Consider the following 26,610-nt stretch of genomic DNA (forward strand, 5'->3'; position numbering starts at 1 on the left):
TTACTTTGATTTGCGCTGCACTAGCTGCATTTTTCTGACGGTCTGTCCGCCGGATACAAAACGTATTTTGCTGCAATAAACCACATAATGATAGGTCTTTATTTACGCGAATTGATGGCAAAAGGTAGAGTTCCTCAGCAACCGATCAAAGGACGATGAGTGAAAAAATACGTAAATTAGCTAGTTAGACGCAAAAATAGTATCGAGAATAATTTGTAGTGAAATTACCATAAACTATTGCAGGTATTGTATAGTCTTACATAATTCCAGATGCCAAGAGACTACGGACATGCCCACTACTGCGCACGACATTTCTAGCCTAAAACCTGATTCTCCAGCCTTTATAGCGCTGCAAAAGCACCACGCTGCGACGACAAAACAAACCTTACGCGACCTGTTCTCTGCAGACTCTCAACGCTTTACGACGTTTTCTATCGAAGCTGCCGGGTTGTTTTTAGATTACGCCAAGAATACGCTTACAACCGACACTATGTCGCTGTTATACGATTTGGCACGTGAACGCAAGGTAGAGCAGCGGCGCGAAGCGATGTTCATCGGCGAAAAAATCAACACAACCGAGCAGCGCGCAGTTTTGCACACCGCCCTGCGTGCGCCGTGGCCGCCAGTGGGTGCCCCACTCGTGATCGACGGGCAAGACGTTAACGCTGACGTACATGCAGTGCTCGAACAAGTCGCAAAATTTACCGAGGCGGTGCGCTCCGAGTCATGGCGCGGCTATAACGGCAAGCCGATTACCGACATCGTCAATATCGGTATCGGTGGCTCCGATCTCGGTCCTAAAATGGTCTGTCAGGCATTACGACCGTTTCAGCATGCACGTCTGACGATGCATTTTGTATCTAACGTGGATGGTCATGATTTGGATGCCGTACTGTCGCAGGTTAACCCTGCCAGCACGCTTTTTGTCATCGCCTCCAAAACATTCACCACGATGGAAACCATGATGAATGCGCATAGCGCACGCACCTGGTTTTTGCAGCACGCCGACGGCGCGCAGGAAAGCGATCTGGCGCATCACTTTGTCGCAGTGTCCACCAATACAGAAGGCGTCAAGGCCTTCGGCATCGATCCGCAAAACATGTTTCCGTTCTGGGATTGGGTTGGCGGTCGCTATTCTGTATGGGCATCAATCGGCCTGTCAGTCGCGCTGGCAATTGGCTTTACGCAATTCACTGAATTTCTGGCCGGTGCACACGCGATGGATACGCACTTTCGCACGGCCCCGCTTGCGCAGAATATGCCAGTAATTCTGGCATTAGTCGGCATCTGGCAGCGCAATTTTTGCGGCAGCGCTTCGTTATCCATTGCCCCCTATCATCAGGATTTGGGCAATTTTCCGTCCTATTTGCAGCAATTGGAAATGGAAAGCAACGGCAAGCGCGTCGCCATCGACGGTAGCCCTGTTGAGATCAAAACCTGCCCAGTTATCTGGGGCAATGTCGGCACCAATGGTCAGCATGCTTACTTCCAGCTATTACATCAAGGCACGGATATCACGCCCGTTGATTTTATTGCCGCTTTGACAGCCAGCCATCACCTGCCCGGTCATCAGGCAGCATTATTGGCGAATTGCTTTGCGCAATCCGAAGCCTTCATGCGCGGTAAAACACCGGATGAAGTGCGCGCTGAAATGCAGAGCAAAGGATTGTCGGAAGCGGAAATCGATGCACTGTTACCGCACCGCACCTTTCCGGGCAATCGTCCTAGCAATACCATTCTGATGGAAAAACTCACCCCGGCGTCGCTCGGATCATTGATCGCCTTGTATGAGCACAAAGTATTTGTTCAAGGCGTGATTTGGGGCATCAACAGTTTTGATCAATGGGGCGTCGAACTCGGCAAGGTACTTGCAACCCACATTCGGGATGAGCTGATCGGCCAACCTTCACCCGATCAACACGATAGCTCTACCAATGGCTTGATCGCACGCGCTCGCGCTGCGCTGTAATTTGTCGCAGCCATCAAGACAGCACTCTTATATTTAGTTCCTATATTTTGGTTGTAGTTTTACAGTGCAACAAACCCACAAAGAATATTTTAGTCAAACGGATAATCACACATCATGGCTCTAGCAGAATTTGATCTGGCAATCTTTGGCGGCACCGGCGATCTCGCCATGCGTAAATTGTTACCGGCAATGTACTCGCGCGACCGCGCCGGCGATTTACCACCGCATGCGCGCATTCTTTGCATCGGCCGACACGACATATCGCATGAAGATTTTCTTCAACAAATAGACGGTGACGCGCGGCCGCATATTTCGATGGAGACCTTCGATAGCACGATCTGGGAACGCTTCTGCAAGCGTATTCGCTATGTCGCCATGGACGCCACCGATGCCGCATCCTATAAAGCATTGGTTGCCGCGATGCGGCCGGATCCGCAAGTCACCAACGTCTTTTATCTGGCGACACCTCCGGCACTGTTTTCTAAAATTTGTCGCAATTTATCCAACTGTGGATTGGCAACGCCAAACTCACGCGTAGTGCTTGAAAAACCGCTCGGACGTGATCTTGCCAGCGCCAAACAAATTAATGCTGAAGTCGGCCAGATATTTTCCGAATCTCAAATTTTCCGGATCGATCATTATCTCGGCAAAGAGACCGTACAAAACTTGCTGGCCCTACGCTTTGGCAACGTCTTGTTTGAGCCGCTCTGGCGTCGTGAATGGATATCCGACGTACAAATTACGATCGCTGAAGAACTCGGCGTCGGCAATCGTATGGGCTACTACGAAAGCTCCGGCGCGCTACGCGACATGCTGCAAAACCATTTGCTGCAATTGCTGTGTATTGTCGCGATGGAACCGCCAGTCTCCATCACATCGGATGCCGTACGCGATGAAAAACTCAAAGTCCTGCGTTCGCTGAAACGCTTTACCCCTGTCACCCTTGCACAAAACGTCGTGCGCGGCCAATATCGTGCTGGCCACGTCAACGGCATTGCGGTGCCGGGCTACCGCAAAGAGCAGGATGCCGATCCACATTCACGCACCGAAACGTTTGTCGCCATCAAAACCGAAGTCGATACATGGCGCTGGGCTGGCGTACCGTTTTATCTCCGTACCGGCAAGCGCATGGCCGATTCATTGGCTGAAATTGTGATTCGCTTCAAAAAAATTCCGCATTCGATTTTCACTCAGCCGAACAGCAGTTTTGAAAATAATTGTCTGGTAATTCGCTTGCAACCCGATGAAGGTTTGCATTTGAATCTGATGGCAAAAACACCTGGCGATGGGATGCGTTTAAAGCCAGTTGAACTCGAATTGAATTTCCGCGAAAGTTTTAAAGCGCCGCGCATGGAAGCCTACGAACGATTGCTGCTCGATGTATTACGTGGCCAGCTGACACTCTTCATGCGCAGCGACGAACTGGAAGCCGCCTGGGAATGGGTTGAGCCGATTCTTGAGTATTGGGAGCAAGAAGAGAACGAACCGATTCCTTACAGCGCCGGTACATGGGGACCTGCCGCTGCCAGTGCCTTGATCGGACGCGACGGCTTGCAATGGCGCGAAGAAGCGCTGCCGGAAGTATAGAAATTAGTTCATTTTTAGTTGCTCAAATACGCGGTTGAAAATCGCGTATTTTTCCTTCTGGCGAAGTTGCTCTTCGCCATGGCAGATGTACAAAAGTGACACAATGCACTAAGGTTTCCCCCGCGTTTGGCACACAAAAATTCATCGCAATTTTTCTGCTTATTTAGCTGAAAAGCCTTCCAGGAACATCAACGTGGCAATGTTACTCGATGCAATTCGCACCCAAATTGACTTGTTATCAAAGTCAGAGAAAAAGGTCGCCCTGACGATTCTCGATAATCCGCAACTGGCGTTATCCGAGAACATCACCGCCTTAGCCAAAAATGCACAAGTTTCTGAGCCGACGGTGGTACGTTTTTGTCGCGCTATCGGTTATGAAGGCTGGCATGATTTCAAACTAAAACTGGCACAAAGTCTTGCAGTTGCTTTGCCGGGCGCAAACGAAATGCTGGCGCAGGATGATATCGCAGCCGATCTGGTCAACAAGATTTGCAGCCGCTCAATTAATACGTTGCTTGACCTGCGCAATCATCTCAGCCCGGATGCAATTCAACGTGCGCTGGATGTCTTGCTGAAGGCCAACAAGATTGAGTTCTACGGTCAGGGCACTTCCGGTATCGTGGCCGCCGATGCGCAGCATAAATTTTTTCGTTCCGGCGTGCCGACGGTCGCCTATTCCGATCCTCACATCCACAGTATCGCAGCCTCACTCTTACAGCCAGGCGATGCGGTAGTCGCCATCTCGCAACGCGGTGGGAATGCCGCTTTGCTGCGGAGCGTGCAACTAGCAAAAAAAGGCGGTGCCGATATCATCGTGCTCGGGCCTAGCGGTACGCCATTGGCAGAACTGGCAACCGTGCTGGTGCCCATCGATCTGAGCTTTAATACCGATCCGTATACACCCATCTCGGCAAGGCTTGCGCATCTGGTTGTCATTGATATTCTGGCAGTCGGACTTGCACTTAAGCGCGGGCCGGAATTCCGCAAGAAAATGCAAAATGCGCAGAAAGCGTTGCAACAGTTCGACATGCAGTTTGATTCCTTTTTTCGCTGATCGCACCAACCTGCAGTTGCCATTTCCATCCATACGCAATCGTCAGTAATACCCACTACAAAAATAGCGCAAGTCCGCGAAAGACCGTAATAATTCGCGGCATATAAAAATCGAGACAGACAAAATGACCCAGCCATCCCCCTTTCAAACGCCAGCTTTCCTGCACGCACAACTGCGACGCGATATCGCTTTTTTTCATCCGCGCACGATTGATCCTAGCGGTGGATTTTTTCACTATCTGAACGATGATGGCAGTATTTACGATGCCGCCAGCCGCCATCTGGTCAACAGCGCCCGCATGGTATTTTGTTACGCCCTCGCCTTTCGGCTGGATGGTAAAGAAGAATATCGCGACGCTGTACGCCATGGCTTGCGTTTTCTCGAAGAAAAACACAAACAAGCGGAATATGGCGGTTACGCCTGGGTGCTGGAAAACGGCATTCCGGTTGACCGCACCCAGCATTGCTACGGCTTGGCATTCGTCTTATTGGCACACGCCCACGCGTTCAGAATTGGCATCAGTGAAGCCGAAACCGGTATCAGCGCAACCTTCGAATTGATGGAGCGCCTGTTCTGGTCGGAAGCCGACGGTTTATATGCCGATGAAGCCAGCCCCGATGGCGTCGTCTCACCCTATCGCGGGCAAAACGCCAATATGCATAGCTGCGAAGCATTGATTGCCGCGTTTGAAGCAACTGCTGATGAACGTTATTTGCATCGGGCCGAGCTGCTGGCGCGCAACATCACGCTACGTCAGGCCGCGCTCGGCAAAGGCTGGATTTGGGAGCACTATCACTCCGACTGGCAAGTCGATTGGGAATATAACCGTCACGATAGCAGCAACATGTTTCGCCCTTGGGGCTATCAACCCGGTCACATGACCGAATGGTCAAAGTTGTTATTACTGCTGGAACGTCATCGCGCCCATCTGCAACACGATGGCGATTGGCTCCTGCCACGAGCGCAAGCGTTGTTTGATGTGACAATGCCGCTTGCGTGGGATGCACAATACGGCGGACTGCACTATGGATTAGCGCCGGACGGCACGGCTTGCGACGACGATAAATATTTTTGGGTGCAAGCGGAATCACTGGCGACGGCGGCGCTATTGGCGCAACGATCGGGCAACGCGGAATACTGGGATTGGTATAACAAATTATGGCAGTACAGCGTCGACCATTTGATCGATCCGCAGCAAGGCGGCTGGTATCGGATTTTGCATCGGGACAACACTCGCTATGGCCCGGAAAAACCGCCGCATGGCAAAACAGATTTCTATCATCCAATGGGAGCCTGCCTGGAATCCTTGCACGCCGTTGGTTGTGCGCTTGCCTAAATCGCAGATACAAAATAAATCACTCTTTATAACCTTGACCAAAGTTGCCCGAACATCATGACTAACCGACCTGCCAGCAACTCAGTTAATGTAGACGCGTCACCATTACCGCTACCTTTGTTTATTAGCGCGGGTGAAGCGCTCACCGATTTAATTCGCACCGATGACGATCAGTGGCTAAGTAAAACTGGCGGCTCTGTCTGGAATGTGGCCCGCGCAATGGCCAGCCTTGGAGTCTCGACAGGATTTGCTGGCGCCATTAGCCAGGATTGGTTCGGCGACGCCTTATTTGCAGCAAGTCAGGAAGCCAATCTCGATCTGCGGTTTTTACAACGCGTCGCCCGTTCGCCCTTGCTCGCCATCGTCTATGAAACCACCCCGCCGCAATATAACTTCATCGGCGAGAACAGCGCAGACCTCGCCTTTGATCCGACATTATTGCCTGCGAATTGGCAATCTGCTGCGAAATGGGCGCATTTTGGCGGTATCAGCCTGACCCGCACACCGCTTGCTGAGAAATTGATCGCGCTGGCGGAAGAGCTTAAACAGGCTGGCGTAAAAATCAGTTACGACCCTAACTTCCGCAATGTGATGACGCCGCAATACGATCCGGTGCTGAAACGCATGGCGCAACTGGCCGACGTCATCAAGGTTTCCGATGAAGATTTATGCGGCCTGTTCCGTACCGACGATCAGGATGCCGCGCTGGCTACATTGCGCAGCTTCAATCCAGAAGCCGCGATTCTTTTGACTTTGGGTGCGCAAGGCGCAACGATGTTGGTCGGCGAGCAAGAATGGCACGTTATGCCGCCCGCGATTCAGATTGTCGATACAGTCGGTGCGGGCGATGCCGGGATCGCAGGACTTATTTATGCACTTATACAAGAGTCTCAAGACGCAACTACACCATCTACCGAAATTGACTGGCACCAACACCTGCGATTTTCGGTCGCCTGCGGATCAGCCGCCTGCATGACCGCGGGTGCCAAGCCCCCACAACTCGCGCAAGCAGTTTCTCTGCTCTCCAGCATCTAAAGCTATAAATTCTTAACTAAACAGCATCAAGCCGCCATTCTGACCGTCTGCGAAGCGCGGAAGGAGGGCGGCTAGTATCGCTTGGACAGTCTCATCCAAAATTTCCCTCAAAATGTACCAAAGCTACTTGTAGTAAAAATACATATCGCCGTGATTTATCACGAAAAAAAAGGCTTTATACCTCTACCGATAACCATTTCTCGTCTATCGATCACATTTTTGATTGAACCCCGAACCTAAGTAAATAGGAATATGCGGCTTTTTAGCAACACAGATATAGTAAAACTACATAAATAAAACAAAAATTATCTAATTACGTTTACCATCGGTTTCAACAAAGCAAGCCTGCATTGCACACCAGTTGCAATCGCAAGCTTCATGAATTTCGAGCTAACAAGACTCGAAAAACGGTGGATAACACCATATTTTTACTTAGGAGATAAGATGAGCAAACCAGTTTTAAAGACTCTGCGCGCGGGTGCCCGCCTGCCAATGGTAAAACCACTAGCAGTAGCGATCCTTCTTGCCGCCACTTGCGCCGGTCAAGCACAAGCACAAACTAATGTCACTATTTACGGTCGTGTTGACGCCGGTATTGATTATCAAAGTAACCAATTCAACGCAGCCAACAACACTCGCGGCGGACAATGGGGCACGGGCGGTAACAGCTGGGGCACTAGCATGTTCGGCTTCAAAGGTACTGAAGATCTGGGCGGCGGACTGAAAGCCATCTTCACACTGGAAAACGGTTTTAATGCAGGCAACGGCCAAACTAACGGTGGCGGATCAACACTTTGGTCACGTCGTTCGTTTGTTGGTCTGTCAGGCGATTTCGGTACTGTAAAAATCGGTCGTGACTTGACACTGCCAAGTGACATCGTCTGGGGCCTGGATCCAACTGGTCAACAAGCGCTAAGTTCAGCAACGTTAGTAAAAGGACGCAGCTGGCCACAAACTAGCAATCAAGTCCAATACATCTCACCAAGTTTCGGTGGTTTCACTGCTCAAGGCGCATATGGCTTCGGTGAAGTTGCGGGCGCAACAAAACCTAAGAGCAGCAGCGGTGTTGCGCTATCGTTCGTACAACCGGCCTATTCATTGGTAGCAATGTATGACGTTGCAAATGACAACAACGGTCAATACTCTACCCTGTTCACCAATTCGAAAGAATTGACGATCGGCGGTACTGTGAATATCGACAAACTGAAACTGTATGCGGCCTACCAAAATCTGTCAGCACCGCAAACTGTTGCTGGTCCTGATAAAGCAAACCATTTCTGGGTCGGCGCCAACTATCAGTTGACACCCGCACTGACACTGATCGCAGCTGCGTATCACGTCAAGCTGAACCAAAATGTCGGCAGCGCCAATTTATTCATGCTGGGCACCAACTACAGCTTGTCAAAACGCACTCTGCTGTACGCAAGCATCGGTACTGTACGTAACGGCGCTAACACCAATTTCCAAGTTGAAACAGGCGATGGCACAGGTTTGACAGGTCAAAACCAGAACGCGTTCTACACAGGTGTAAGTCACTCGTTCTAAGCAATACCCGGGTAAGCAGGATTGGTCGTGTCGCTTGAGCTCGGCACGATAGGTCCTTCTTATCTTTTACTTGCCGATTAGTGGCAGCAGCAGACGACCCTGGGGTATCCCCAGATTTTGCCCATTCGTACGTGAGTGGGCATTTTTTATGGGCAAGTCAACTATCTAAACGCCAACGTATTTGACGATGCAGAAGCCTCCCAAAACCCATCCTCGCCACGCGTGCTGCCCTGTGTCAAAATAACTTTCCTGGAAATTTATCGGACAAGATTATGCAGACCGCAGCTTTCCCACCGCAGCGCTTCTCACGTCCCGCACAATTTTTACATTGGGCCATTTTTTTACTGGTCGCCCTGGCCTACCTCGCGATTGAAGTTCGCGGCCCTAAAGGCAGTGCATCGCGGATATTCTGGAGCGCAACCCATTATTGGGCTGGCATTAGTGTCCTGGCGTTATCCGTTATCCGGCTGTGCTGGCGGTTTTATCAGCCCCCTCCAGCACCAGAGCCAGATACCGCCATCCTGCTTTTCCTCGCAAAAGTGACGCATCTGATGCTATATATATTTATCATCGCCCAACCCATACTCGGCATCTTGACAATTAACTTTGGCGGACATCCTGTGACGTTAGCAGGACTAGGCTCGTTCACCATCGTTAGCCCTAACCACGATCTGCGCGATACGGTTAAATGGCTACATGAAACGCTAGGGAATGCTTTCTACTTTGTGATTGGTCTGCATGCGCTGGCAGCGCTATGGCATCACTTTGTGAAACGCGATAACACACTGCGCCGGATGCTATAAAGCATGGCGCAGGCTGACAATCAGGGGACGGTCGATTCGCTGGATTTGCTCAGCGTCGCTGACCGAATAGTCGATCAGCGTCGTGAATAGGAATCAAAGAGGATGAGAATATTACTTAGTATGGGAAATCAGATTCGGCGCTAAAGGCGTATCGTCAGCAGATTGCGCAGAAGATGTAGGCGATCCGTCTCTGGCGGCAACTTTGTCGCTGGTGCCATCATCCTGATTCGAAGCGATATGCGCCAAAATACCGCGTTTTGCCTGCCGCTGAAGCTCTGCAAACGGACTGGAGCGGTTCATCGAAATTCCCACCGCCAACACGTCAATTAATAGCAATAACAATATCCGCGAGACCATCGGAATGTGCATGTTGCTGCCTTCGTCATGCTCCACCGCCAAGGTGTAATCGGCACGTTTCGCCAGTTGCGAATTGCTCGGTGCCAGCGCAATAATCGTCGCACCGGAATTCACCGCAACTTCTACCGCTGGCGCTAGATGACGCAAGCGGCCGGAGTTAGAGATAATTACCGCAACATCGGTACTCTTGAGCAAAGAAGCTGAAATTTCCTGCAATTGCGGGTCTGTGTAAGCCGATGCAGGAATCCCCAAACGGAAGAATTTTTGCTGTGCGTCCTCCGCCACCAGACCGCAACTGCCAAAACCATAAAACTCCACCCGAGAAGCCTGACTCAGAATATCGATGACCTTGGTTAAAGTGTCGGCATTCAAATTGTCACGGACTTCCATCATCGCAGAAATAGTGTTGTCGACGACTTTAACCCCGACGTCCAGCGCCGAATCGCCGACATGTACCTGACTGTGCGCTACTGGCACAGTACCGGTCACGCCCGAAGCCAGTTTTAACTTAAAATCGGCAAGGCCCTGACAACCCATGGTGCGGCAAAATCGAATAACGGTCGGCTGACTAACCTCTGCACGACGGGCGATTTCAGAAATCGGCTCGCTCATCACGGCACGCGGATGCGCCAAAATCAAACTGGCCACTTTTTGTTCTGCAGGTGAAAACTGGGACCGTGCTTTACGGATACGCTCCAGAATCGGTACGGCATTTCCGCCGCCCAGATGTTCTGCCAAAATAGCGGCGACACCAACAAACGCAGGATAAGGCGCGGTAATCACATAGGTAGGAATTTTCGCCATGTACGAGGCGAACCGGCCTTTGTTTTCAAAGCGCGCACGGAATGACGAATTGGCAAAATATTCGCCCAGACGCGGCACCACACCGCCGCCTATATAAATACCGCCCAATGTGCCTAGCGTTACCGCCACGTCGGATGCAACGGTGCCCAGCATTGCGCAAAAACAATCCAGCACTTCAACGCATAAAGGGTCGCTGCCATTCAGCGCACGCTCAACGATTTGAGCGGTATGCAATGCTTCAGGATTGGCAATACCGCGCAAGTCAGCCAAGGCCTGATAAGTGATTTCAATCCCCGGCCCGGATACCATACGTTCGGCAGAAACGTGTGAATAAGTGCGCCAGCAATACGCCAATACAGCCGCCTCACGCTCATCGCCGGGCGCAAATCTGACATGACCGCCTTCGCTACCTAAGGCAATCCAACGACCTTCCGTGGGGATCAATGCGCCCACGCCCAATCCAGTTCCGGCTCCAACCAGCCCAACCACCCCGCCCGCCAAAGGCCTGCCGCCGCCAATTTGGACGCAATGCGATTGCTCCAGATGCGGCAACGCCATCGATAGCGCAGTGAAATCATTGACGATCAGTAAAGTATCCAAATTGAGCCGCCGCCGCGTGGCTTCAATCGAAAAAGCCCACGAATGATTCGTCATTTTGATTTCATCACCATCCACCGGATTCGCAATGGCGATGGCGGCATGACGTATTTGCGGGTGCGGATTGCTCGCCAGATAAGCTTCAACCGCCAACACAAACTCGGCATAGTCAGCACAGCGCAACGTCTGTATGGCATCAATTTGACCGGGTGCGCTTTCTAGCGCAAAGCGGGCATTTGTACCGCCGACATCTGCCAGCAAACGCGGTCCGTCTAAATAACCATCGGTTTGGACTGCGCCAGCATGTATGACAGAAGATGAAGACATGAGGTAAAAACTTTCACTTATAACGCTAGATTTAATTAACAAAAAAGATCACAGCCGATTCATCACGCAGACAAGACATTCAAAATGCGTCGCGTATCGGTTCACATCTGCAGCTTTAGCGATCTTCAGGCCATTGCGCCCCGGCCCTGGCCATCATCGCAAATGACGCCGTCGGCCCCCAACTGCCAGCCATATAAGGCTTGACCGGCGAGGCGTTAGTTTGCCAATGATGCAATAAAGGCTCTACCCATTTCCAGGCCGCTTCTTGCTCATCCCGACGCACAAACAGCGATAAATTACCACGAATTGCATCTAGCAAAAGGCGCTCGTAAGCTTCTGCGCGGCGTTGATCAAAGGCTTGGTCAAACGCCAGATCCAGCGCTACCGGCTGCACAATCATGCCATCGCCCGGCTGCTTAGCCAGACAATGTAATTGGATCGACTCATCCGGCTGCAAACGAATCACCAAACGATTGCTCATGGCACCGCTCGGCCCAAATGGCATCGGTAAAATCGCGTGGGGAATCGGCTTAAACGTAATAATAATTTCTGCGGTCCGTTGCGCCAAGCGCTTTCCGGTACGTAGAAAAAATGGTACGCCTGCCCAGCGCCAGTTATTAATCTCAGCATGCAACGCCACAAAGGTTTCGGTCTGCGACTTGGCACCGATGCCGGGTTCTTGCAAATATCCCGGCACAGACTGTCCGTTGACCGCACCCGAAACATATTGACCGCGCACTGCGCGCAGCTCCAGATCTTCAGCGGTGAACGGTTTTAAAGACCGTAATACACGGACTTTTTCATCGCGGACTGCGTTTGCATCGAATGAAATCGGCGGTTCCATGGCCACCATGCACAACAGCTGCAACAGATGATTTTGCACCATGTCGCGCAATGCCCCGGTGCCATCGTAAAACTCGCCACGCCCTTCCACCCCTAACTGTTCAGCAATCGTTAGTTGCACATGGGCAATCGATTCTCGCCGCCAGAGTGGCTCGAACAGGCTATTGGCAAAGCGCAAAGCCATCAAATTCTGTACTGATTCCTTACCTAAATAGTGATCGATCCGATAAATCTGGTCTTCAGAAAAAACCCGCGCAACGGCATCATTAATCGCATGAGAAGAAAGCAAATCATGACCAAGCGGCTTCTCCAACACAACCCGCGCTTGCGCCAAATTGATAGTACTACTTGCCAGATTGGCGCAAATCCGCTCGAACAATAACGGTGAAGTCGCCAAATAAAACACCAGGCCAACCTTACAATCGAGCAACATTTCAGCTAACCGCAAGTAGCCGGTCGGCTCGATCAAATCCAGCGCCAGATAATCAATGCGGGCCAAAAAACTTGTCCAGACCGGATCATCCGGATCTACCGGCGTGGTGCCTTTGACAAATTGTGCGGCGTTTTGACTGACCCAATCCAGATAGTCATCTCGGGTAAACGCCTGCTTTGAGACACAGATAATGCGGCCATCCGGATGCAGCTTAGCCTCTCTGTGGGCGACAAAAAGCGCAGGAAGAATCTTCCGCATCGACAAATCGCCGGTAGCGCCAAACAACGTAAAGACAAAGGGAGGTTGAGTTTGCATCACTATTTTGTAATAAATAAAAAACTTATATTGCAATATTAATGTAGCATTACTACAATTACAAGCGATGAAAGGCCTGATTTACGGGTATTATCGGTTTAAATCATTTTTGCATGTAGTTTTACTAGCTCGATGTTGTTTAAGAAATATCTTATTAGTTGTGAGGGAACAAAAACCGACATCAACGGCAATAAATAGCCAGGCTCTAGTAGCAATAACATTAACAAAAATGACCGGAGCACGCGTAGGTCGGTCTGAATTAAACGGCAATACAAAAAAATATTGTCATCTGGAAATATGCGGCACATTTTCAGCAGCAAGCGGTGCAGCGCCAACGCACCGATAGTGATAGGTGTTTTTCAGTTTGCATAAGCAACCTAGCAGTCAGCAGCCACGGATTGAAAATAACAAGCACCTTATTTAGCGTTTTTAATACAGGAGACAAGTATGAAACTGCAGCAACTCATTAAATCAACAATGGTCACGACAATAGCCGCCACCGCAATGCTGTCGGCATCCCCAGCAGTGATGGCCGCGCAAGTCGAAGTGCTGCACTACTGGACTTCCGGTGGCGAAGCCAAATCAGTCGCAGAACTGAAAAAAATCATGGAAGCCCAGGGCGTTACCTGGAAAGACTTCGCAGTTGCTGGCGGCGCGGGCGAAAACGCCACCACCGCATTGAAAGCACGCGTCATCGCCGGTAGCCCTCCGACTGCAGCGCAGATCAAGGGCCCATCGATTCAGGAATGGGGCCAAGAAGGCGTACTGGCAAATATCGATTCCGCTGCCACTGCTGGCAAGTGGGATTCCTTGTTGCCTAAAGTCGTCTCCAACACTATGAAGTATCAAGGCCATTATGTTGCGGCACCGGTCAACGTGCATCGTGTCAACTGGCTCTGGATCAACCCGGAAGTATTGAAAAAAGCGGGCGCAAAAACACCGACCACGTGGCCGGAATTCTTTGATGCAGCTGACAAAATTCAAAAAGCAGGCTTTATAGCAATTGCCCACGGCGGCCAGCCTTGGCAAGATGCAACTGTCTTCGAAACCACTGCGCTAGGTGTCGGCGGTGCCGATTTCTACAATAAAGCGTTGGTAAAACTGGATCAGGCGGCACTCACAGGCCCAACCATGATCAAGACTTTTGACACACTGGGTAAAATAAAAACCTACATCGATAAGAACGCACCGGGCCGTGACTGGAATCTGGCGACCGCGATGGTCATCAATGGCAAAGCCGGTATGCAGTTCATGGGCGACTGGGCTAAGGGCGAATTTACTGCTGCAGGCAAAGTTCCAGGCAAGGATTTCTTGTGCGTGCCTGCACCTGATACTGCCAAGTCTTATACTTACAACATCGATTCAATCGCGATGTTTAAAGTGAAAAATCCAGAAGAGCAAAAAGATCAGTTGTTGTTGGCAACTGCCATCATGAGCCCGCAATTTCAGGAAATTTTCAACTTGAACAAGGGATCAATTCCAGTCCGTCCGGATATCCCACGTGGCAAGTTTGACAGCTGCGCGATTGAATCAATGAATGACATGGCAGCAGCAAACAAAGCCAATACATTGGAACCAAGTATGGCGCATGGCATGGCGGTCAGTTCAGCTGTGCAAGGTGCGATGCTGGATGTGATTGCCAAGTTTATGAACTCGAACATGACATCGCAAGCGGCAGCGCAAGCGTTGGCAAAAGCAGCAAAGACGAAGTAATCCGGTTGATGCCGTAGATAATCAGCGCCTCTAAATACCGTCGCAAACAGCCCTAAAGGCCAACGCAGGTTTTCAGAGGTGACTTATTTGAAAACGCATTAACATCTCAAACGTTACATATACATAAGCTCGCGTACAAAGCTGACGAAGTAAGTTAGCGATCCAAGTGATGTAAATAAGTATGTAAATTAGAACGGGATGTCGACGCGGTTATTACCCTGTTACTACATAATTGTTACGTAGTAACACATGCTGCGCTGGCATCCGCCCGGTCTGAATGCCTGCTATTGTGCGAGCATCGATGACCCGGCTATGATCCTGCATCAGGAGACTTGTATGTCCGATCAAACCCTCCCTTATACGACTGTACCCTCTGGGAGCACAGTTAAAGCCTCAAAAAATCTGGCGCCGCGAGGACGCTTTGCCGCCATTGCCGATAATTGGCTGCCGCGACTGGTCTTATCACCGACCATTATTATTTCACTCGTCTTCGTCTACGGATTCATTGCGTTGACCGCATGGATTTCGCTGACCGATTCGCGCATGATGCCCAACTACACGCTGGTTGGGTTCCATCAGTACACCGACTTATTTGGTCTTGACCGTTGGTGGACTGCCGCCGCCAATCTGGGTATTTTCGGTGGTTTGTTTATCTTTTTCTGCCTGGCAATTGGCCTGTTCATGGCAATTTTGCTGGATCAGAAAATTCGTGCCGAAGGCGCTCTGCGCGCGATTTATCTGTATCCGATGGCGCTATCTTTCATCGTTACCGGCGCAGCCTGGAAATGGATTTTGAATCCCGGTCTTGGTCTCGAAAAAATGATGCATGACTGGGGCTTTACCCATTTCACCTTTGACTGGCTGGTCAATTCAGACTTTTCAATTTATACGGTCGTCATTGCCGGTGTCTGGCAGTCGTCCGGCTTTGTGATGGCGCTGTTTCTGGCTGGTCTGCGTGGTATTGATGACAGCGTCATTAAAGCAGCGCAAGTCGATGGTGCCAGCCTGCCGACGATTTATCGCCGAATTGTGATTCCTGCTTTGCGCCCGGTATTTTTTAGCGTGATATTGGTATTGGCACACATTGCGATCAAAAGCTTTGACTTAGTGATGGCGTTAACCGCTGGCGGCCCTGGTACATCGTCGGATGTACCAGCAATCTTTATGTACCAATATTCCTTCTCGCGTGGACAGCTCGGACTGGGCGCAGCTTCGGCCATGATGATGCTGGCGACCGTACTGGCAGTGCTAGTGCCGTTGATGTACCTGGAAACCAAAGGAGCGCGCAATGGCCGCTAACAGTAATGGCAGTACCGTCCATCACGACGGCAGTAAACTGACGATTGGCCGCGTCGCCATCTACATCTTGCTCGTATTTTGCGCGCTGTATTATCTGGCACCGCTGTATGTAATGCTCAGCACTTCGGTAAAAACGCTGGAAGAAATACGCACCGGAAATCTATTGTCGTTGCCGCATTCTCCTACCGGCGCAGCCTGGGTGAAGGCTTGGGGCAACGCCTGTACCGGCGTCGATTGCGATGGCCTGGCGCCATTCTTCTGGAACTCGCTCAGAATGGCGATTCCGGCAGTTCTTATTTCTACTTTGGTCGGCTCGCTCAACGGTTACGTGCTGGCGCATTGGCGCTTTCGCGGTTCGGAGATCGTATTTACTGCACTCATGGTCGGTTGCTTTATTCCATTTCAAGTCGTGATTTTGCCTATGGCACGGTTGCTGGGAATGGTGAATTTATCCAATACCACACCCGGACTCGTATTTGTTCATATCGTGTACGGGATCGCGTTCACCACGCTGTTCTTCCGTAATTACTACGTCACGGTGCCAGAAGAATTGGTGAAGGCAGCAAGGATTGATGGCGCGGGTTTCTTCATGACGTATCGGAAAATCATTTTCCCGTTATCACTGCCGATTTTCATGGTGTGCTTCATCTGGCAATTCACGCAAATCTGGAATGACTTTTTGTTCGGCGTGGTGTTTGGCGGTTCGGATGCGAAGCCGGTCACGGTCGCGCTGAATAATCTGGTCAACACATCCACCGGTGTCACGGAATATAACGTCAACATGGCGGCGGCTATCATCGCGGCGTTGCCAACGCTAATCGTCTATCTGTTGGCTGGAAAATATTTTGTTCGTGGACTGACTGCCGGGGCCGTTAAAGGTTAACGCCCTGACGTAAAACTACTCGGGGATTTCACCCCATTATTTGCTGCAACCGACCTCAAGAAGTCGGTTGCAAAGATCGATCAGGAGATGGTGTAAAGATGGCTAGCTTATCAATTCGCAATGTGCGCAAAGTGTATCCGAATGGCAATGAAGTTCTGAAAGGAATCGATCTGGAGATTGAGGACGGCCAATTCCTGATTTTGGTAGGCGGTTCCGGTTGCGGAAAATCAACGCTACTCAACATGATCGCCGGACTGGAAACAGTCTCCGAAGGCGAAATCATGATCGGTGACCGCGTCGTCAATGATGTCCCGCCAAAATCCCGCGATATCGCGATGGTGTTCCAGTCTTACGCGCTGTATCCAACCATGACCGTGCGTGAAAATATCTCGTTCGGTCTCGGTATTCGTAAAGTACCAAAAGCCGAACAAAAGAAAATCGTTGAACGGGTCGCGCAAACCTTACAAATTACCCACCTGCTGGATCGCAAGCCTGCCCTGCTATCGGGTGGTCAACGTCAACGCGTCGCCATGGGCCGTGCGATTGCACGCGATCCATCGCTGTTTTTGTTCGACGAGCCGCTATCCAATCTGGACGCCAAATTACGCGTAGAAATGCGCGCAGAAATCAAACTGATGCATCAGCGTCTGGGCAGCACCATCGTCTATGTCACGCATGATCAGATCGAAGCCATGACGCTAGGCGATAAAATCGCGGTTATGAAAGACGGCGTCGTACAACAATTTGGCAGTCCGCAAGAAATTTACGATAATCCGCAAAACTTGTTCGTCGCAGGCTTTATTGGCTCTCCTTCGATGAATTTTTTACGTGGAAAACTGGTTGCCCACGGCAGTAATGGTGGCGCCGCGTTTAATCTGGAACATGCAGGACAAAATACATTAGTCCCGCTACCAGCCTCCCATACTGAAACACCGGGAATCGCAAAATGGATCGGTCGCGAAATCGTTCTGGGCATTCGTCCTGAGCATGTCACCGATGCTCTCAGCGCCCGTGGTTCGGAATTAGATGGTTCGCACGGCGACTATCGCCCAAGCGAAGTATCCTGCACCATCGAACTAACAGAGCCGACGGGGCCGGACACGCTGGTATTTACGCATTTTAACGATGCGCGCATCACCTGCCGCACGCACCCACGCGCCGCAGCAAAACCAAAAGAGCAAATGCAACTGGCTTTCGATTTATCCAAGGCGGTGTTATTTGATCCTGCATCGGAACAACGGATCAGCTAAAGCATTTACGGTGCGGTGCCGTTGTGTTAATCCTAAAGAAAAGGCCGACCGTAACAAAATAATAACGTGATGTAAAAAAAATAAAAAGCCTGCGACTATTTAAACAGTTGCAGGCTTTTTAACATCTCAAAAAAATGACGATCTATATCAATCCTGATCCCAGGCTTCGACGTTGGTGATCATCGCGCCGCAGGCTTTTCCCTCTTCGCTGGTAGAGATAAAACGCAAGCGGAAGTCCTCATTTCTTGCGTTGTTAAAGTAGCGGATACTTTCGCTTTGCCACTCCGGATTCATGTAGCCAGTGCTGCGTAACTCGCTTGCGACGCCGAGGTTTATCGCCTTCTCGATCACGACTTCATCGTCTGGATTAACGATTTGAACTTTAAACGTCTGATCCCCTTTAAAGAATGGCGATTGACGACTATCCAGCGCACAGCGCGGTGTAGCATTTTTTCCTGCCCGAAACGCAATCCGCAACTCTTGCCCACGAAGGATATAAATATCCTGCTCAAAGCCACCCGGAACACCGGGCGCACCCAACCAGTCTACCTGGCCATGTAAATCTACGGCCTGCGCATTCCGCCCCATTCCCAACACAAAATTCGCCATCAAGCGCACCGGTTGCGTGGCGCGCCAACCACCGAATGTTTCGCCCGCAGATTTAGGATGCGCCATCGCATTGACGATCTTCTCTTGCAACAACTTGCCATCCCTCATCGGAAACTCTCTAAAGCGCCCACAAGCACGATTGACGGACGGTATTACTCCTGCGTGCTCCGGATTTCGACCGGTCCTAACATCCAGCAAAATTTGTCGATCAATCTGAAGCGCGGCTGGCAACTCCAGACAAGAAGAAGGAGCTGGATCAGCGTTCATCAAGCCGTTGACCCACCAGGTAACATCACGCGGCTTTCCAGTACGTCGGTCGATGGCGGTCAGCGTCCTCACGGCTTTGTCAGAAAATCGGTGAACGCCACTGTCATTGCGCTCACCGTCAACGTCTATCACGATCTGCTGCCCTGCTACACCCGAAGCGACGGCGATCAGCTCGACGCTGCCCGGCGCTACGATTTTGTAATCACCATAATTCGGATTAGCCGAGTACGACATTCCCCCATTTTTTCGGACCAATGCGCCTTTGATATTCGCAGCTTTAACACCGCCCGGAAATGCGACTTCATCCTCGCCTGTCCCGAGGATTTCGCCAATGGATTCTTCCACTGCAATACCGCCGCCGGGGGTGTCCAGAATATAGAGATGATCGCCAAATGCTTGCGTAGATGCTGGCCCATAGGCGCTGCTGGTGATACCGGAATTGGCAGGCATGCCGGGTCGGATTTTAAGATTGCCACCATTCGGCATCCGTGGCAAAAGTCCGTGCTTAAAAACTTTTTCAATAGGATCGTATGCGCCGCTCACACTTCTGAATAACCAGCGCTGATCGGTGCGCCACACGATGGCGTCAACATTGTAATTTTCGTGATTTTCGTTATCGGCTAACGCATTTTTGAGGTTGACACATAACGTCGCTGTGGTTGTTAGCCACGCCTGATACCAAGGCTGCTGGCGGATTTCCTCATCGGCCCAAGCAGGTTCTTTACCAACGCCGGGAACGCATTCGGGTGGCATAAAAACGGTACGGGAAGAATGACCGTTATGAAGGGCATCCGAGGGATTTGAAAAAGAGGACGTAATATTGAAGGAGGCGGGTTGGGATGCGGCTGCAACAGAACCCCACGCAAGGCAGGTTAGCAAAAACGTTTTTTTGAATGGCATATTCATGATGGCGATAAATGAATTTCCCGTCGAAATTGACTCTTCGGGGAGAGGACATAAATTCTATGTCCGGTCATTATCGATATTAGCCATACCCAATGAAACCAGAATAGTCTGAAAATAGACCAAGATTTATCTAAATATTTTCGCGCATGTATCCATACAACTGCGCGCACATTTCAAGTCAGTCCGTGCCCCGTCATAACGCCTCGCCGGCAAAGAAACTCGCATGCACATGCCGTATATGTTCTCGCATTGCAGCTTTGGCGCGAAGCGGATCTTTGGCGGTAATCGCGGCACAAATGGCGCGATGGTCGACGTTCCACACTTCCGATTCATCATTGCCATAATGATTTTCGAAGCTGACAAAAAGTTGGTCGTAGCGCTGGTTATTCCATAAAGTACTCACAAATTCCGCGAATACAAAATTGTTCGCCATCTCCGCAATCAGTTGATGAAATTGTTCATCCAGCGTCAGAAAAGGAACTTTCTTTTCCGATAGCCCGTTCATGGCATCCATGATCGTCGCGAGCCGCACCAACTGCTCTTCGCTGGCATTTTCCGCCGCTAAACTTGCGGTTTCGCCTCCAATCAGTTCACGCGCTTTCAGTAACTCTTCCACGCTGGCGGAACCGGGCTGATTACTTGCTGCTGATTGCGGTGATCGGTCGCAGACAAACACGCCGTGACCGGTTTTGATATCGACCCAGCCAGCAATTTCCAGCGCAATCAACGCTTCCCGCACGGAAGATCGACTGACGCCTAGCTGTTGGGCCAGATCGCGTTCGGCTGGCAAGGCCGTACCCGGTTCAAACTCGCGACTTTTGAATTTTTGGATCAACAAATCCGAAATTTGACGGTATAAACGCTGAACTTTGACAATAGGTAAGGTAGCCATAAAACTTTTCAGGATAGGAAAATGAGGATTTTCGCGCAGTAACCGGCAGTTGCCAGGCGTATTTGCTGGCGTGCGACGACGGCGTCGGTTGATCGATAATGGCGATATTTTTATTGGCCCGACCAACTACCGTATTTTACTATCACCTCGCGCTTTTAAACGGCAATCCCCCTTTAGCCGTCGCATTCCCAAACCCCATGTTTGTCGAAACGCAACACTATTATGATCATCATCAACCGTGCAAATACGCATAGTCTGGCGCGACAAACACTGCCGTCTTCGCACTTTCTTGTTGTGACGCCGCTACATTTCGGGGCGAGCGCACAGTTTATGTGCTTTCGATCAGTCTATGGCATAAAGCTGCGTTGACGAAAAAAACGCCATTATCTCAATGACTTAGCGATTTTTTTCATCGATTTTTAGTGCAGGCACGGTAAATGCTTTAATAAAAATTGGTCCGGCCGCCATGCCGCCATACCAATTTTGGTGTTAAATTGCGATTCGTGATGTTCGTCGTTTTTTTAAGTCATCACAGATGTTCATTAGGATGCGCATCGACAATTTAACGTTTTTAATAATACTAGCGCCGCAGGGCCTGCAGGGGAGAACAGTTTTGTCTACATTGGATTGGGTTGTATTAAACGCATACTTCGTGCTGATGATCGTAGTTGGGGTCTATGCACGTAAGAAAGTTAAAAGCGCCGCGGACTTTTTTACCGCTGGCGGCAATATGCCATGGTGGTTGTCTGGCATCTCGCATCACATGTCCGGCTACAGTTCCGCCGTATTTGTGGGTTACGCAGCCATCGCCTACACCACCGGTTTCAACTTATACATCTGGTGGGCACTTTCCATTTGTACCGCAATGGTCATTGGCGCATTTACCTTTGCCCCACGCTGGTCGCGGTTGCGACAGCGCTTGAATATCATCTCCCCTACCGAATATCTCGCTACCCGATATGGTTTGCCAACGCAGCAGGTATTGGCCTGGAGCGGATCGGCACTCAAACTGTTTGATGTCGGCGCGAAATGGACTGCTACCGCGATTTTGCTATACGTTTTTGCGCAAGTACCAATTGGCCTGGGGATTCTGTTGACCGGCGGCGTGACGTTGATTTACTCAGTGTTTGGTGGCCTGTGGGCTGACGCGATGACTGATTTCAGCCAATTTATCATTCAGTTGCTGGCAGGCGTTGCGATGTTTGTCGCCGCGATGATGCATCTGGGCGGCGTGTCGTCGCTGTGGACTATCTGGGACCAATTACCGCCTAGCCATTCGCAAATGTTCAATGGTCAATACACACCGATATTCGCCATCGTTTTCTTGCTGGTCAACACCTTGTCGTACAACGGCGGCACCTGGAGCCTTGCACAGCGCTTTATCGCTTCGCCAAATGGATCTGACGCAAAAAAAGCGGCGTTACTTTCCGCCGCGCTGTATTTGATCTGGCCGCTGATTTTGTTCTTCCCGATGTGGGCCGCACCTCTCATCCTGCCTAATCTGGCCGATCCTAGCCAATCCTATGCTTTGTTGACACAGCATCTGTTGCCTACCGGTCTGATCGGACTAGTACTTGCAGGATTGTTTGCGCACACCATGGCAATGACTTCATCCGACGCTAACGCTGTGGCCGCCGTCATCACCCGGGATATCTTGCCTGTGGTGTGGAAGCGCGTTACCGGTTTCAGCGACAAACAGGAATTGCTCAATGGTCGGATTTTTGTGTTTGCCTTTATCGCCATCAGCATGCTGATCGCATTGAGCGCCAAATCTTTCGGCGGCGTGATCGGTCTGATTTTGTTGTGGTACGGCGCGTTGATTGGCCCGATTGCGATTCCAATGCTGTTCGGCATGCTGCCCATGTTCCGCCGCTGCGGACCGAATGCAGCGCTGGCATCATGGAGCGCCGGTATCGTCGTCTTTATCCTCGTCAAATATGTGTTCAATACAACCATCGCAACGCTGCATCCGAATTGGGTGACGACCTTCACCGTGGCTGGCCCGGTTGCCTGCTCCATCATCATATTCATTCTGGTCGGATGGTTGAGACCGGTTGAATCCGCTGTGGTTGACCGGCTTATCGACTCTCTTGCCGACGATGGTCCCGCTGCTGCTAAATAACCTGAAGTATTGAATTGATGGCAGCGTCCACACCTTACGCCAGCGTGGAGCCAGCCATCGATTCCAACTATTTTCCGCAATGTAAATCGCCATACCATAGAGCCTCAACGCTCCTTGGTAGGCCCTCATTTCGCAAAAAAAAAAGGAAGAGCTATTATGTTTATCAAGTCTGCTGATCGTTCTAACGTCAACTCTGTGCGCTTTTCGTCTGCATTGCGCAAAACCTTACGCATCTCATCCGTCGGCCTTTTGGTCGGGATGGCACTTATAGCAGGCAAGGCTGAAGCGCAGAGCAATGTCCAGATTTACGGCGTAGTCGACAACGCCATCCAAACGACTTGGGGCAAAGGACCATCCGGCCAAACCCGCACCGAAATGACCAGCGGCTATTTTGCGGCATCCCGATTGGGCTTCAAAGGCACCGAAGACCTCGGCGACGGCATGAAAGCTTTCTATCAACTAGAAATGGGCTTCGGCTCGGACACCGGCGCGCTGCAACAAGGTGGCCGTCTATTCGGACGCACCTCGCAAGTCGGTATTAATACTTCGCTCGGCTCTCTTGCATTCGGACGTCTCGGCACGCCCGGCTCTGGCACCGGCCCGTATAACATGACCAATGGACCGAAGGCAATTGATCCATTTTATCTGGGCTATGGCGCAGCAGGATGGGCCAACACCAGCAACGTGATGGCACTGCCATTGCGCGGCGATAATTCGATAATGTACCGCTCGCCTAACATGAAGGGTCTTACCTTTGCGGGACTGTACTCATTCCAACGGGATGGCGCGGAACTGCCGGGCGGAAACTCTGCAAATGCCAGCGTCATCGGTCTGGGTCTGAGCTATGACCATGGACCGTTGTTTGCCATGGTCAGCTACGATCATATCAATAACCCGATCACAGGCAAGCCAGCGCAGACGGCGTTACAAATCGGTGCAGTCTATGATTTTAAAGTGATGAAACTACACTTTTTGGCCGGTAAGGAAAGGGGTGAGTTCTTGTTCAGTACTGCCGTCGAACAGGCTGTCTCGGATGCTACTTTTGCCGATGTCGGTATGACAATTCCGACTACTTCGGGACGCATCATGCTGTCCTTGCAATCGCGGAATGCCTCCCAAAGTCAGGGCGCTGCGTATGGCCGCCGTATTGCCAGCGTGGGATATACCTACGATTTGTCGAAGCGGACTGCACTAAATATGGCTTTTTCGGATTCGATGGCGAACAAATCCATGTCAGGCAACAAAGACTTTAATTTTCTGCAAGCAGGTTTTGGTATCTCGCACTTTTTCTAATCGGGCACCGAACCAGAATTCAGAAATCGAGAGCCGCATCACCATCTGAACCGATGATGCGTTGGTTGCAAGTAATGACCGCCGCGCCCATAGCGCTACGGTCATTTTTTCGTTTTATCCCCTAAATACCTTGGTTCGGCCATCTTTTGCAATAATGCCTTCTTAATAATTAAGCTTGGCCTATGCTACAGAGCAGCTTTTCGCCTACCGCCAAATCTGCCTTAAAACGAACCGATTCACTGAATCGCCATCAAACGGTCTTATCGTCAAAATGAAGTCGCCAAACAACACGGCGATCAGACCAAATAGCACGTCTTAATATTGTTCACGCTTTGGTTTGCTTCCAAATCTTGCGTAGAATGATTGCAGGATATTTTCGATCAACCCGTTACCGTGACCACAACCGCCATGAACCAACTAGAACAACTTAAACAGTTCACTACCATTGTTGCCGACACAGGTGATTTTCAGGCAATGAAAGCGTTCGCACCCCGCGACGCGACGACTAATCCTTCCCTCATTCTAAAAGCTGTGCAAAAAGCGGAATATCAACCGCTGATGCAGCGTGCAGTAAGCGATCACGCCAGCTTATCGACGGACGATATTATTGATCAGCTATTGATCGTTTTCGGCCTTGAAATCCTCAAACTCATTCCGGGCCGCGTCTCCACCGAGACCGATGCACGCCTGTCGTTTGACACGCAAGGAACCATCGAGAAAGGCCGAAAATTAATCGGACTGTATGAAGCCGCCGGGATTGATCGCCAGCGCATCTTGATCAAAATTGCATCGACATGGGAAGGCATCCGGGCTGCTGAAGTTCTGGAAAAAGAAGGCATCCATTGCAATCTGACGTTGCTGTTTTCGTTGCCGCAAGCCATTGCTTGTGCAGAAGCAAAAGTACAGTTGATTTCACCATTCGTGGGTCGTATTTATGACTGGTATAAAAAATCGACTGGTCTGGAATATACCGGTGCCGATGACCCGGGCGTGCAGTCGGTCAAGCAGGTCTACAGCTATTTCCGCAAATTCGGTTACGCCACTGAAGTGATGGGAGCAAGCTTCCGGAATACCTCGCAAATTATCGAATTAGCTGGCTGCGATCTGCTCACGATCAGTCCAGAGTTGCTGCAAAAGCTTGCAGAGAGTAACGATCCGGTTTCCCGTAAATTGAGCCCGGAAGCATCGAAAGAAGCCGACATTCAAAAAATTAGTTTGAACGAATCCGCATTTCGAAACATGCTCAACGACGATGCGATGGCGACCGAAAAACTAGCTGAAGGTATCCGTCAATTCAGTGCCGATGCAGTCAAGCTAGAAAAACTCATCGATGCATTGCGTTAATGTTGCGTTGATAGTTTTGGGTGGTCCATCGCCCTTGCGTTAACAAGCTGGCGATAACAAAAAAGGCACTATGCAGACACTGAAATATGTCTGCATAGTGCCTTTTTTTTTTCGCCAGATTTACCGCTACGATCTCATCAGGCGAGAATTACAAACGCTCAGTATCGCCGGTCTTCGGTTGCCATTTCATCAGGCGACTCTCAATCAAGCCGACTATCGAATCGAGTATTAATGCAAATGCGGTCAGCACCAAAATACCGGCAAATACCGTGTTGATATCGAAAGCGCCTTCCGCTTGCAAAATCAGATAACCAACACCGCGTGCAGAACCCAAATACTCACCAACAATGACGCCGACAAAAGCCAGACCGACCGATGTATGCAGACTGGAAAAAACCCATGACGTTGCCGACGGCAAATACACAGTACGCAACAATTGACGTTGATTGGCACCCAACATGCGGGCATTCGACAATACAACCGGACTGACTTCCTTGACGCCCTGATAGACATTGAAGAAGACAATAAAAAATACCAATGTCACCGCCAATGCGACTTTGGACCAAATGCCAAGGCCAAACCACATTGCAAAAATCGGTGCCAAAATAACCCGCGGCATCGCGTTCGATGCTTTGATATACGGATCAAGTATGGCCGAAGTCAATGGCGACAAAGCCAGCCATAGTCCGACGCCCAAACCTAAAACAGTACCGATACCGAAAGCGAGCATCGTCTCCGTCAGCGTCACCAGAAGATGAGAATAAATTTCTCCCGGAAAGGTCAGCGTGAACCAGGTCGAATCGCCAAAGCCGACATCCAGGCTGCCGCTACCGACGGTAAACCATTGCCAGACCCGGACCAATACTTTTGCTGGTTCGCCGAAGAAAAATGCCGTTTGTTCATTACGCGTTGCCAGATGCCAGATCGCAAAAAATAAGACCAGCACCAGCGCCTGATAGACGCGCATATTTTTATAATTAGGTTTAATTGCTTGCCACATGATGTCGTGCTCTTTCTGTTTTTTTGT

At 50.5% G+C, this 26,610-nt stretch carries 19 protein-coding genes; 14 read left to right on the forward strand and 5 right to left on the reverse strand.

Going from position 1 to position 26,610, the window contains the following annotated elements; all coding sequences use genetic code 11:
- The first annotated feature begins 289 nt into the window (after nucleotides 1–289).
- The 7 genes from pgi (at nucleotide 290) to C7W93_RS09635 (ending at nucleotide 9,329) form a co-directional block, all read left to right on the forward strand.
- Nucleotides 290–1,969, forward strand: coding sequence for a glucose-6-phosphate isomerase (gene pgi / locus C7W93_RS09605; RefSeq protein WP_108439809.1), 1,680 nt, complete (start codon nucleotides 290–292; stop codon nucleotides 1,967–1,969).
- Between the two features lie 114 nt (nucleotides 1,970–2,083).
- Nucleotides 2,084–3,556 (forward strand): glucose-6-phosphate dehydrogenase, encoded by a 1,473-nt coding sequence (zwf, locus tag C7W93_RS09610; RefSeq protein ID WP_108439810.1) that lies wholly within the window; start codon nucleotides 2,084–2,086, stop codon nucleotides 3,554–3,556.
- A 199-nt stretch (nucleotides 3,557–3,755) separates the two neighbouring features.
- Entirely contained in the window at nucleotides 3,756–4,610 is an 855-nt protein-coding gene (locus C7W93_RS09615) for an SIS domain-containing protein (protein ID WP_108439811.1), read from the forward strand.
- 124 nt (nucleotides 4,611–4,734) lie between these two features.
- Nucleotides 4,735–5,946 (forward strand): AGE family epimerase/isomerase, encoded by a 1,212-nt coding sequence (locus C7W93_RS09620; RefSeq protein ID WP_108439812.1) that lies wholly within the window; start codon nucleotides 4,735–4,737, stop codon nucleotides 5,944–5,946.
- A gap of 57 nt (nucleotides 5,947–6,003) precedes the next feature.
- Nucleotides 6,004–6,981: a carbohydrate kinase gene (locus C7W93_RS09625; protein WP_108439813.1), complete on the forward strand. Its 978-nt coding sequence runs from the start codon at nucleotides 6,004–6,006 to the stop codon at nucleotides 6,979–6,981.
- A 444-nt stretch (nucleotides 6,982–7,425) separates the two neighbouring features.
- Nucleotides 7,426–8,526, forward strand: coding sequence for a porin (locus C7W93_RS09630; RefSeq protein WP_225869791.1), 1,101 nt, complete (start codon nucleotides 7,426–7,428; stop codon nucleotides 8,524–8,526).
- A gap of 272 nt (nucleotides 8,527–8,798) precedes the next feature.
- Entirely contained in the window at nucleotides 8,799–9,329 is a 531-nt protein-coding gene (locus C7W93_RS09635) for a cytochrome b (protein WP_108439814.1), read from the forward strand.
- A gap of 111 nt (nucleotides 9,330–9,440) precedes the next feature.
- Here C7W93_RS09635 and C7W93_RS09640 read toward each other — a convergent pair whose 3' ends face one another.
- Both C7W93_RS09640 and zwf (C7W93_RS09645) read right to left on the reverse strand, forming a co-directional pair.
- Nucleotides 9,441–11,414: a glucokinase gene (locus tag C7W93_RS09640; RefSeq protein ID WP_108439815.1), complete on the reverse strand. Its 1,974-nt coding sequence runs from the start codon at nucleotides 11,412–11,414 to the stop codon at nucleotides 9,441–9,443.
- A 115-nt stretch (nucleotides 11,415–11,529) separates the two neighbouring features.
- On the reverse strand, nucleotides 11,530–13,005 hold the full coding sequence (zwf, locus tag C7W93_RS09645; protein WP_108439816.1) for a glucose-6-phosphate dehydrogenase: 1,476 nt from the start codon (nucleotides 13,003–13,005) through the stop codon (nucleotides 11,530–11,532).
- Nucleotides 13,006–13,452: 447 nt separating this feature from the next.
- Between zwf (C7W93_RS09645) and C7W93_RS09650 the strand changes: the two genes are divergently transcribed.
- From C7W93_RS09650 to C7W93_RS09665, 4 genes are all read left to right on the forward strand, one after another.
- Nucleotides 13,453–14,718: an ABC transporter substrate-binding protein gene (locus C7W93_RS09650; protein WP_108439817.1), complete on the forward strand. Its 1,266-nt coding sequence runs from the start codon at nucleotides 13,453–13,455 to the stop codon at nucleotides 14,716–14,718.
- Between the two features lie 336 nt (nucleotides 14,719–15,054).
- Nucleotides 15,055–16,017 carry a carbohydrate ABC transporter permease gene (locus C7W93_RS09655; RefSeq protein WP_108439818.1) on the forward strand — a complete coding sequence of 321 codons (963 nt, stop codon included), beginning with the start codon at nucleotides 15,055–15,057 and terminating at the stop codon, nucleotides 16,015–16,017.
- A complete protein-coding gene (locus C7W93_RS09660) occupies nucleotides 16,007–16,900 on the forward strand; it encodes a carbohydrate ABC transporter permease (protein WP_108439819.1) in 894 nt (297 codons plus the stop codon). The genes C7W93_RS09655 and C7W93_RS09660 overlap by 11 nt, the downstream gene beginning before the upstream one ends.
- A 98-nt stretch (nucleotides 16,901–16,998) precedes the next feature.
- Nucleotides 16,999–18,150 (forward strand): ABC transporter ATP-binding protein, encoded by a 1,152-nt coding sequence (locus C7W93_RS09665; RefSeq protein ID WP_108439820.1) that lies wholly within the window; start codon nucleotides 16,999–17,001, stop codon nucleotides 18,148–18,150.
- A 147-nt stretch (nucleotides 18,151–18,297) separates the two neighbouring features.
- On the opposite strand, the gene C7W93_RS09670 is transcribed toward C7W93_RS09665, so the two are convergent.
- Together C7W93_RS09670 and C7W93_RS09675 are read right to left on the reverse strand one after the other, a co-directional pair.
- The gene (locus tag C7W93_RS09670; RefSeq protein ID WP_146177540.1) at nucleotides 18,298–19,779 is read right to left on the reverse strand and encodes a hypothetical protein; all 1,482 of its coding nucleotides are present in this window, start codon (nucleotides 19,777–19,779) and stop codon (nucleotides 18,298–18,300) included.
- 346 nt (nucleotides 19,780–20,125) lie between these two features.
- Nucleotides 20,126–20,824 carry a FadR/GntR family transcriptional regulator gene (locus tag C7W93_RS09675; RefSeq protein ID WP_108439822.1) on the reverse strand — a complete coding sequence of 233 codons (699 nt, stop codon included), beginning with the start codon at nucleotides 20,822–20,824 and terminating at the stop codon, nucleotides 20,126–20,128.
- 613 nt (nucleotides 20,825–21,437) lie between these two features.
- On the opposite strand from C7W93_RS09675, the gene C7W93_RS09680 reads away from it, so the two are divergent.
- From C7W93_RS09680 to tal, 3 genes are all read left to right on the forward strand, one after another.
- Nucleotides 21,438–22,946, forward strand: coding sequence for a sodium:solute symporter family protein (locus tag C7W93_RS09680; RefSeq protein ID WP_108439823.1), 1,509 nt, complete (start codon nucleotides 21,438–21,440; stop codon nucleotides 22,944–22,946).
- A gap of 156 nt (nucleotides 22,947–23,102) precedes the next feature.
- On the forward strand, nucleotides 23,103–24,239 hold the full coding sequence (locus C7W93_RS09685) for a porin (protein ID WP_108439824.1): 1,137 nt from the start codon (nucleotides 23,103–23,105) through the stop codon (nucleotides 24,237–24,239).
- Between the two features lie 408 nt (nucleotides 24,240–24,647).
- Nucleotides 24,648–25,583, forward strand: coding sequence for a transaldolase (tal, locus tag C7W93_RS09690; RefSeq protein ID WP_108440574.1), 936 nt, complete (start codon nucleotides 24,648–24,650; stop codon nucleotides 25,581–25,583).
- A gap of 148 nt (nucleotides 25,584–25,731) precedes the next feature.
- On the opposite strand, the gene C7W93_RS09695 is transcribed toward tal, so the two are convergent.
- Nucleotides 25,732–26,583 carry an ABC transporter permease gene (locus tag C7W93_RS09695; RefSeq protein WP_108439825.1) on the reverse strand — a complete coding sequence of 284 codons (852 nt, stop codon included), beginning with the start codon at nucleotides 26,581–26,583 and terminating at the stop codon, nucleotides 25,732–25,734.
- Nucleotides 26,584–26,610 lie beyond the last annotated feature (27 nt).

This window comes from Glaciimonas sp. PCH181 (genome assembly GCF_003056055.1).
In the GTDB taxonomy this organism is placed as follows: Bacteria; Pseudomonadota; Gammaproteobacteria; order Burkholderiales; family Burkholderiaceae_D; genus Glaciimonas.